Source organism: Pelagicoccus sp. SDUM812003 (assembly GCF_031127815.1).
Lineage (GTDB): Bacteria > Verrucomicrobiota > Verrucomicrobiia > Opitutales > Opitutaceae > Pelagicoccus.
Window position 1 is genome coordinate 1 of record NZ_JARXHY010000033.1, and the last position, 8,475, is coordinate 8,475.

13 protein-coding genes are annotated in these 8,475 nt (G+C 45.6%); all 13 read right to left on the reverse strand.

Going from position 1 to position 8,475, the window contains the following annotated elements; genetic code table 11:
- Window positions 1–485: 485 nt before the first annotated feature.
- The 13 genes from QEH54_RS22170 to QEH54_RS22230 all read right to left on the reverse strand — a co-directional run bounded on the left by QEH54_RS22170 (window position 486) and on the right by QEH54_RS22230 (window position 8,339).
- Window positions 486–1,214, reverse strand: coding sequence for a DUF4261 domain-containing protein (locus QEH54_RS22170; RefSeq protein WP_309020914.1), 729 nt, complete (start codon window positions 1,212–1,214; stop codon window positions 486–488).
- 114 nt (window positions 1,215–1,328) lie between these two features.
- On the reverse strand, window positions 1,329–1,751 hold the full coding sequence (locus QEH54_RS22175; RefSeq protein WP_309020915.1) for a DUF6331 family protein: 423 nt from the start codon (window positions 1,749–1,751) through the stop codon (window positions 1,329–1,331).
- A gap of 106 nt (window positions 1,752–1,857) precedes the next feature.
- On the reverse strand, window positions 1,858–2,496 hold the full coding sequence (locus QEH54_RS22180) for a hypothetical protein (protein ID WP_309020916.1): 639 nt from the start codon (window positions 2,494–2,496) through the stop codon (window positions 1,858–1,860).
- A 116-nt stretch (window positions 2,497–2,612) separates the two neighbouring features.
- Window positions 2,613–2,990, reverse strand: a complete 378-nt coding sequence (locus QEH54_RS22185) for a hypothetical protein (protein WP_309020917.1) — start codon at window positions 2,988–2,990, stop codon at window positions 2,613–2,615.
- 152 nt (window positions 2,991–3,142) lie between these two features.
- Entirely contained in the window at window positions 3,143–3,442 is a 300-nt protein-coding gene (locus tag QEH54_RS22190; protein WP_309020918.1) for a hypothetical protein, read from the reverse strand.
- Between the two features lie 35 nt (window positions 3,443–3,477).
- Window positions 3,478–3,981 carry a hypothetical protein gene (locus tag QEH54_RS22195; RefSeq protein WP_309020919.1) on the reverse strand — a complete coding sequence of 168 codons (504 nt, stop codon included), beginning with the start codon at window positions 3,979–3,981 and terminating at the stop codon, window positions 3,478–3,480.
- Between the two features lie 38 nt (window positions 3,982–4,019).
- Entirely contained in the window at window positions 4,020–4,937 is a 918-nt protein-coding gene (locus tag QEH54_RS22200) for a hypothetical protein (protein ID WP_309020920.1), read from the reverse strand.
- 110 nt (window positions 4,938–5,047) lie between these two features.
- On the reverse strand, window positions 5,048–5,701 hold the full coding sequence (locus QEH54_RS22205; protein ID WP_309020921.1) for a hypothetical protein: 654 nt from the start codon (window positions 5,699–5,701) through the stop codon (window positions 5,048–5,050).
- A 132-nt stretch (window positions 5,702–5,833) separates the two neighbouring features.
- Entirely contained in the window at window positions 5,834–6,304 is a 471-nt protein-coding gene (locus QEH54_RS22210; RefSeq protein ID WP_309020922.1) for a hypothetical protein, read from the reverse strand.
- A gap of 81 nt (window positions 6,305–6,385) precedes the next feature.
- Window positions 6,386–6,880: a hypothetical protein gene (locus tag QEH54_RS22215; protein WP_309020923.1), complete on the reverse strand. Its 495-nt coding sequence runs from the start codon at window positions 6,878–6,880 to the stop codon at window positions 6,386–6,388.
- 136 nt (window positions 6,881–7,016) lie between these two features.
- Window positions 7,017–7,265, reverse strand: a complete 249-nt coding sequence (locus tag QEH54_RS22220; RefSeq protein WP_309020924.1) for a hypothetical protein — start codon at window positions 7,263–7,265, stop codon at window positions 7,017–7,019.
- A gap of 264 nt (window positions 7,266–7,529) precedes the next feature.
- Window positions 7,530–7,832, reverse strand: coding sequence for a hypothetical protein (locus tag QEH54_RS22225; RefSeq protein WP_309020925.1), 303 nt, complete (start codon window positions 7,830–7,832; stop codon window positions 7,530–7,532).
- 33 nt (window positions 7,833–7,865) lie between these two features.
- The gene (locus QEH54_RS22230; protein ID WP_309020926.1) at window positions 7,866–8,339 is read right to left on the reverse strand and encodes a hypothetical protein; all 474 of its coding nucleotides are present in this window, start codon (window positions 8,337–8,339) and stop codon (window positions 7,866–7,868) included.
- Between the last annotated feature and the right edge of the window lie 136 nt (window positions 8,340–8,475).

The window sequence follows — 8,475 nt, forward strand, 5'->3', positions numbered from 1 at the left end:
TAGCTGTATTCATAAAGGCACTATATTGACGGGTCGCCTCATGGCGACTCGTCTCTGTGCCTTCTCATTCCTACTGGTTCGACCTATCTTTCATTCTCGTATTCAATTTCTTCATTTCATCAAATCGACATCCGAAGGTTAGGTCGTCTCTTGTGAATTCGATCTGGTAACGTCCAGATTCCAACTGATTCGCTTCGTTTCGTAGATCTATGATTCTCATTGTGTCGAATCCGTTGTATGCAGCGGAAATCTCTGAAATCGGATTGAGATTCCAGAAAGTGAATTCCTTTGTTTTTCCCTCATTTCTGAGGACGAGAACAGTCTGTGAACGTTCGCCTTTCAGGAATCGCAATTCAGTCGGAGTCAAATCGATACCTGCGATTCGCATGTCCTCTTTGGTATTCATCTTTTTCTTTCGTCGAACGTGAAAGCCATACGCGGAAGTCAGCGCGGAGCGCTGGCTGGAGTTGTATGGGCTGACTGGTTCACTCCATTTTTATGTTGATCACTGTTTCGCTTCGATCGACGAAACTTTCCTGGTGATGTACCTTCAGTATTTGGTTCTCGGAAAGTCCAAACGTGTCGCCATCTCCGAGTACCGGTCCGTTGTCCATGACGTAGTGGCATGCGTTGAAGCCTATGTCATAGATCTCTTCGAATGATCCTCTAGATCTCTCTATCTCAACTTCCATTAGGTCAAATTCCTTCATGCCTGTGGTGAATAGTGAAACTGTGCCATCTTCTTCTTCGATCATCCGAAAATCGATCCACAGGTACAATGGAAGCGCACCCTCTGGAATATAGTCGGCGATTTCTGAGAAGACGTCCCTTGGGACGATGTGAGTAGCTCCTCCCCAATAGACGGCTACGGAATCAGTGGCTTTCAGGATCGCGGAGATCGCATGAGTAAGTTCGCTAGCTAACTGCTTCTTATCGTTGGGACCGCTTGCCGAAACTATCAAGTGAGCCTTCGAATTTAGAATAAGATCGTCGTCATTCTCCCAGTACCGAGAGGTCTTCAAGGGACCAGATAGTTCGGAGACCGGAATCGGAGCATCAATGCTGCCACACGAAATTGTGACTCCGTTGATAGTGTAGGTGATCGAATTCTCGGTGTATGCGATCTCCTGCACATTCGGCAGCAGACTCTCGAGTTCCCCGGCAGTTGGTCCGCCGGGGCTTGAGAGGATAATCATTGCGACGACTAGATTCATCTTACTTTAGTGAACGTGAAGTCCATACGCGCAGGCTAGCGCGGAGCGCTGGCCGGAGTTGTATGGGACGACTGGATATGTATTCTTCTTTTTCGATTAGCTGGGGTGATTGGGTCAGGTGCTTCCCAATTGCTTTGTAAATTCAGCAACTTCTTTAGGTGAGGTGCGATCTCCAAGGAAAAACACTGGCGTTTCTATCTCTGCTAACTCATTTATCAATTCTTGATAGTCTTTCATCAGTAGTGTCCACTCTGATGAGTTGTGTGACTTCTTCCAAGCGGCAATCGTGGCGCTAGAAACTTCAACGGCGTTCATGCCACAACATTCGATCACGCAATGCACCTGAGATTCTTCGAAAAACGACATAAGGTGATCTCCGATTTCGATCTCCAGAGCGTCAATTCTTGGGTTTAGACTCTGGTCATATACGTACTTGATGCAGCTGGCGCATAGGCCACCGTTCCTGGTTGCGGTGGATTTCAAAACACTCGCACCGCATATTGTGCATATCGCTTGGGTGTGTGTGGGTCTGTTCAATTGAATGGATCAGATTTTGTTTCTATTCACATATCGTGAAAGCCATACGCGGAGGTCATCGCGGAGCGATGGCCGGAGTTGTATGGGCTGCCTGGTTAGGCTAATTTTATAGTTCAATTTCTATTCCTAGAGACGTCAAGTGGGACTCGATCTCAAACAGTTCTGTATATCGATATCCAAGCGAAAGGTCGATACGGTCGCTAAGCGGCGTAAATGCCTTCGCTTGAACCCCAAGTGTCCAATCGTCATCGCTTATTGATCCCACATCATTTACTAAAAGCTCTACCATATCGCGTTCTGGATCGGTTACTATGTACTTTAGATAGCTGGAATGAAGATACGAAATGGTGATTCCAGCTGAAATGCCTAGTTTATTCCTAATCAAGAGATTGCGATTCAGTTGGAGTGAATGCTCATCGATTTCTTCTTTTACCCGAAAACGCAGGATAGAAAGAGCAGTGGGACGAATTGAATTCGCCTGAACTACTAGGGCTCTTGGCGGATTGGTTCGAGTCACATCGGTTGAAATATCTTCGTACCTCGTGAGTCGAATCTGCAATTCGTAGTTTTTAAGAAAAGCTTTTGAAAATGAAATCGACGGTACGTACTCGCTATGGGTACGATTATAAACGTATTCGTGCTCAAATTCTCTGTGGTCTCTTGTTTTGTAGAAACTTGCGTAGGAGTAATCGAATTCCACTGACCAATCTGACGCTAACGAGTAAATTGGCAGCACTGCGACCACGAGGAGGAGTAGAGTTCTTATCATAATATTTCTGCCTAACGTCAAAGCCATACGCGGAGGCCGGTCGCGGAGCGACTGGCCGGAGTTGTATGGGCTGCCTGGTTCGACCATTCTTTTCATCCTCTGTACATTTTCCATATTTTTGAATAACGGATGAAAGCAATGGACCCAATCAGTGTGGTAGAAGCCGTGACTACCCAAAACCAGATTTCTTTTTCTATTTCTTGAGTTCCGAAGATCAGAATCAATATCGCGGGGGATAGAATCAGGACAGAGGCCACTAGTGCGTACGCGCTCCATGAGATGATCATGCAGATTCCGCATCCGACTAATAGTAGACTGAAAAGATCTCCGACAAAACGGGGAATAGCTAAGCCGAATAAATCGGCGATGAATACGCCAGCTAAGGTGATCAATATGGCTATGACAGGAATCAACGCGATCCATCCTGATCGGGGTTTTCCAAGCCATAGTTCCCATTGCTTTGGTTTCATTTTTTTTGTCGAACGTGAAGGTGATACGCGAGGGCCTAGGTTGAACGTGGTGAAAGAGTAGGGCAAGATTCGCCCTTGCTGCATCCACAACTCGGGCGCTTGGCCCGAGTTGTATCGACCGCCTGGTTAGATCCTTCTTCTTTCATTCGCTTCTATTCGTTTTCGTGAATTCCAAGTATCCGCATTTCTGATTCAGTACTCTCGGAAAGATGATCGATCAGGTCGTTGAGGAGATCTTTGAATGCGACTTTCGATAGTGATCCCTCTTCGTACTGGATGAAGTATTCTTTGCTTCTTCCGACGTAAACGCCCCAAACCGAATCGTCGATTTGAACCTGTCCTTCGCCTTGTCCGTAATTCAGTGCCTTTCCTTTTCTGCCGGTCGGGATAATCGCTTCCAGATCCTCAAGCTTGAGAAACTCCTTTTTGTATCCGGAAAGTGAGATTTTCATTTCTTCTGATCTAACGTGAAAGCCATACGCGGAAGTCAGCGCGGAGCGCTGGCTGGAGTTGTATGGGCTGCCTGGTTGGGCTTATTTTTTCTTTTGATCCATTCGATCAGGATTACGGGATAGCCCAAGAATACAGCGTATCTCCAATCGAAGGAGAAGACCAAAGCGATCATTGCCATAGCAACGGCGGCCTCAGCCAAGATGAAAAACAGGAAGTTAATCGTCAGGAAGTTGAAACTGCTGGCTAGTCCGTGCTCGCCCGCTTGAACCTTCTCGATCGGGTGAATCTTTTCTGCTGCTAAGCATAGAATCGTTAGAATTACGGGAGCCGCCACCAAAGGAAAATGGCTTTCTGTTTCTAATCCTTGGACACCGAAATAAACGTACTGAATTAGAGAGAGCAGAACCAACACCCCAGACGACAATTCTTTCAGTTCTTGATTTGTCGACTTAGGCTTGAACGTCGAGTCAGGTATTCGTGAGTTTCCAAGCTCGGCCTGGAGTTCTCTCAGATGTCTGACTTTGTCTTCTGTATCCATTATTTTGTTTCGCCCAACGTCAAAGCCATACGCGGAAGTCAGCGCGGAGCGCTGGCTGGAGTTGTATGGGCTGCCTGGTTGGGCTTTTTCTTTTTGTAAACCTCTGCAGCGAAATAAACTTTCCTGATTGCGAGTACGGTGTCTTCCTTGGCTCGAATAAAGTAGAAATCGGAAGATTCGTGTAAAATAGTAGCGGCTTCTGAAAAAGAGAATAACTCGCTCTCTGGAAGCCCGCTAATTTTGGAGTTAAAAGCTGGGTCGACAACCAAGAAAGCTTCTCTACTTCTTCCTCCTCCAAATTTCCCAGGTATATCTCCATAGATCGATGATCCATAGTGGGACGCTGCGAGGATCGCGGAGGCAATCAAGAATGACACTCTAACAATATCTAGATTACCGTCTCCCCATTCTCCGTAGTTTGTTGATATCTGGATGTAAAAGAATAACAGACCAAAACAAAGTCCTAACTGGATCCAGCTTTGAGTAACGACTAGTGCGAGAAAGAAAATAGCTAGCGGAACTGTCAAAAAGGAGATCAAAATCGTCTTACTCCAGTTTCGTGCATAGTAGGATGTGACAACGAATTGTGCTCCGGCAATCGGTATGAAGCAATATATGAGGAACTTGTTTTCAGAAGTTAGAATTATCGATACGAATCCAGCGTATATGCTAGTTAAGTATGCCCCGGAAATGTGTCCAATCAATGACTTCTCGAATTCGTCAGTAGGATTCGGATGGCACTGCCAGATGATCGCAAGGACGGGGATCAACAAAAGTAGCATTTGAGTTCCTGCAAAGAGATACTGAATGCTGATTAGGTTTGGGTCGTTTACGTTTATCGATTCCAGATGCGAATTCACTGCTACGAACCCAACGACGTAAGCGACGGCAACAAACAGTGGAAGGTACTTTGCTAACGATAGTGTCGTCGACGCAACTTGAGGTCTTTTATTCATTTCTTTTCGCCCAACGTGAAGGTCATACGCGGAAGTCAGCGCGGAGCGCTGGCTGGAGTTGTATGGACCGGCTGGTTCTCACTCTCTTCTTATATTTCAGGACAACTTGCCTATGCGTATTTTGTGACTATGAAAAGATTACAGGCGAATAGAGGCACTCCAACTAGAAATATATAGCTAACAGGCCTTTTGGTTTCTTCCCAAAATTTCACGACAAAAACAAATTGTGCGAATGGAAGCAGAAGAAAGGCCAAAAACCAAGGGAACGATTCTCGATATGCCAAAAGAAGAATCCATATCATGCAGAATATGATTATGAGATAGCCCAATCCCGTTGCAATGAAGAGAATGTCGACGATTGTGCTAGTTCCTTTGGCTTCCTCGTGAACAGCTAAATCTTCTTGTGCCCGATTGATCTTTACTGGAGTCTCGTTCTTCGCGTTTGAGGTCGTACTGGGCTCTGGAGAAGGTGCAGCTGGTTCTTCAGGTACGGGAGGAGAGAATGAGGCAGGGGCTGTGAGGGATGTCACGACTCCTCCTTCGAAAACGAATTTCCATCCACTGGAATACACCCATATTGTTTTGTTCTCTTCAGTCTTTTGAAGTTGTGGATTTCCTAATTTTTCAACTATCAATTCTTCAGTTGAACCGATTTCTTGACCGTTGCAGATCATTGGTAAGACCAAGAGAAAAATTGTTAATCTTGCTAAAATTATAACTATCGTACGCTTCTTTGTTGAATGAATTGAGTGGAGGGCTGGCATCGTTTTGGATATGTATGTTTGTTGGTTTTCTTTTGTGATGGGAGTCTGATTTTTCTGAGAACGTGAAGTCCATACGCGCAGGTCAGCGCGAAGCGCTGGCCGGAGTTGTATGGGACGACTGGTTCTCCCTTTTTATGCTATTCCTGTCGATTTCCAATAGTTAATGTGATGGCTTTCTAGGCCTCGGTCTATCGCTTTTAGATTCGGTTTATTTTCCTCCATCAGTGCAATCACTGTCTTCAGGTAGCACACTATATTCGAACTCACGAAGCACTCTTCCATTTCTCGGTCGTGGTTGTAACTGGTAAGAGAACCGTCTGATTTTAGACAAACTGGATCTCCGTTCGCCGTCGTCCCAATCTGATTCCTTAAGTTGGATTCGCTTGGTAGGTCTGATCGAAACAAAATGGCTGATTTGTACTCGGAAGGTAGACCTATTTGAAATAGAATCATTTTATCTTCCTTAGTTAGCTCGACACCGTTGATGGTGGCAGGATCAAAAACCGTAAAGACGCGAAGTTCGTCTTTTATATCTGGAAACTCGTCGGGAATATCCAAAGCCTCGACATTCCTCAGGTATCGTTCCTTTAGGTTTTCGATCATTTCATTTTTTGGAGAACGTGAAAGCCATACGCGGAAGTCAGCGCGGAGCGCTGGCTGGAGTTGTATGGGCTGACTGGTTGGCTAAATCTTTTTGTATCCTGTTGAGAAGTACCATTTTCCATCTTTCTCAAAAACACCAAAGGTATTCCTCGTTCTAATATTCCTGTTCTTCTTTGATATGTTGTAGAATACGATGAATCTATCTGGTTGAACGTTCCATGTGATAGGAATAAAGTCCTTCAGGTCTTCTTCTGTAAACTGCTCGGGCGCCATTTCATGTGGATCGTATTCGGATGGCAATTGAACGCTGACCTTTTCGTTCTCGAAACCTGGAGGTAATCCTTCCCATTTTTCTAGTGTCTCAAGCAAATCGTTCAATGCCTTTTCAGGAACGGACCTTAAGTCGGAGTGTGCGAGCAAAAGACGAGAATCGCCCATTTCGTGTATTTCACTGGCGAGCTTTAGAGCTTCGGACAAGTCAGCCATTCCCATTGGCTCGTCTGGAATCTCGTATCTTGAGCAGGAAACGCAAAGTGTTGCGGCGAGCATGAGGAGCTGGATCTTTATTCGATTCATTTTTTGAGCCAACGCTAAGCTGATACGCGAGGGCTCGGAAACCGTCGTGAAAGAGTAGAATGAAATGCGTCCTTGCTGCGTCCACAACTCGGGCGCTTGGCCCGAGTTGTATCGAGCGACTTGTTCGCATAAGTATTCATATATTGGATTCTTTCCATTTCTTGAATGCGGAAACCCACATTTGAGTCCTTGGGTTGGTGATCCCCTTCGAAATCTGTGCATCACCTAGTTTCACAAGCGACTCTTCAATTCTTCTTCTTTTTTCTCTTCCCAATCCAGTGCTTACTCCGGCTTGATCAGCGATAGAGCCGGCGCCTCCCCAAAGTTCGTTCGATTTCAGAAAGTGGATAATCTTTTCGTCTGAACCGTTGGAAATGCGTTTCATGTATTCGTCCCACTCGCCGGGGCAACACTCCTCCAAAGTGACTGCGAGTTCAATTAGGGCATTCCGTATTTGGTTCATTGTTTTCCTGCGAACGTGAAGTCCATACGACGTAGGTCATCGCGGAGCGATGGCCGGAGTTGTATGCGACGACTGGTTAGGTTCAATTACTATAGGTACCTGGATTTTTACTCGAACTTCTTTTCCTTTGTGGCTAGCCGGTTTGAATCTGGAATCTGAAACAAACTGATGAATCAGTTTTTTATACTACTTCAGGTTGATTTCCTCGATTTCAATTTCTTCCGGTATGCCTTCTAGGGATACGTAAAACGAGACCTCAGCACTGATCTTTCTTTTTAGTTTCTTTGTTAATTTTATTTCTCCTTGTTTTATTAGCTTGGGCGGTACCTCGGGATCAACGAGCTTGAAAATCTCTGACACGCTTATTTCTACTCTTTTACCAGCCTCGGGCTTGTATCCAACAACGGTTTGTTCCTTTGGGCTGTCTGCCTGAACGACGGAGTAAGCATAGGCGAAGAGTACGATGAAGAATGTTGTGCTATATTGCATTTTCCTACCTAACGTGAAAGCCATACGCGGAAGTCAGCGCGGAGCGCTGGCTGGAGTTGTATGGGCTGACTGGTTGGCTAATTCTTCTTTCATGCAGATCCTGTCTTTCATTCTGCTAAACTGTTTTTCGCTTATGGTGAGATAGAAGCGCTCATCTTTCGTCAGGATGATCTTGTATCCAGAAAACAGAAACCGATCATATTTCTCGGCTCTCAAATATTCCCATGGAATCAACAGCTTCTTGTGGAAAGGGCGAAAGGGAAGAAACGGGACAAGGATCAATCCTACGTCATTTACGCCCATTTCGAGTGCTCCGCCAAAACTGACACCTGAAACATTCGCAGACTGGAACCTGTAGTACTCACCATCGATTATTCCTTCGAATGAAAAGGTCTTTGCCACTCTCCGCCAGCCGCTACTGTTAGCGAGGAAGAACAGAATCAAGCACCAGAAAGCCGGAAACGCTATCGGGAACAAATATTCAGGGATTGGCAGTTCTGAGTCCATTTAGTTTCAGCCAACGTGAAGTCCATACGCGTAGGTCAGCGCGGAGCGCTGGCCGGAGTCGTATGGGACGACTTCCATGGGAAGGCACTGCAAGTTAATAATATAAAGGAGTTCACGACTTTTGTATATCAAGTCA